Annotated in this window: 1 protein-coding gene; it reads right to left on the reverse strand. The window is 43.9% G+C overall.

What is annotated here, in order from left to right:
• A partial coding sequence (locus tag A3729_RS29750) for an AMP-binding protein (protein ID WP_197476283.1) occupies window positions 1-788 on the reverse strand: 788 nt, incomplete at its 3' end.
• Between the last annotated feature and the right edge of the window lie 50 nt (window positions 789-838).

Here is an 838-nt window from a genome sequence, read left to right on the forward strand (position 1 = left end):
AACCATTGCATCAGGTTTTTCAAGGCGACATAAGGCATGAAAATTCGTTCGATTTGATGTTCGAGTATATATTCAGCAAGAGACTTAAAGTCTTGTTTGATCAGTGGGTCAAGAGTGTATAGCGTTGCGCCAAGTGATAAGCTAGAAAAGATTTCCTGGAAAGATACATCAAAACTGAGCGAGGAAAATTGCAAGGTCTTAGGGGCGTAGTTTTCGTTGTAATGAGCATTCTGCCAGTCGATCAGCTTATTTAGAGGGCCATGGGGCATCGCGACGCCTTTGGGGCGCCCTGTTGAACCCGAGGTATAGATTAAATAGGCAGCAGTCGATTCTTCTAGTTGAGCGCTATCGATGCCAAAGTTCTTAAATGCTTGGGACTTATTTGCTAGGACCTGTTCTAAGGTTTCTTCTGTAGGGAATGTTTGACTAAAGTTAATTGATTTGGTCGACTTCGGCGCAAATTCACATACCCTATCACATAGCACAAAGCTCGCATTCGCGTTTTCCAGCATGTATGCCAATCGATCGTTGGGGTAGATCGGGTCAAGAGGAATGTAGGCACAGCCATAGTCCAGCAACGCGATCATACTTGCTATCGCCAAGGGTTTCGATTCGAAATATAGACCAACGTAGCTACCTTGTTCTAGCTCCAACTGTTTGAGCCTGGAATTGATTCCTGCAACAAGCTGCCCGAGTTCAGCATAGCTTATCGAGACTTGATTATCTTGAATCGCTATTGACGTGGGGATAGAGTCAAAGTTTTGTTTGACCGTGTCGATGAAATTCAAGCTGACCTCTTTGCCTTGGGTGTTAGAGTTTATATAATTATTGCAGTGTC

The sequence above is a fragment of the Oleiphilus sp. HI0043 genome, from assembly GCF_001634935.1.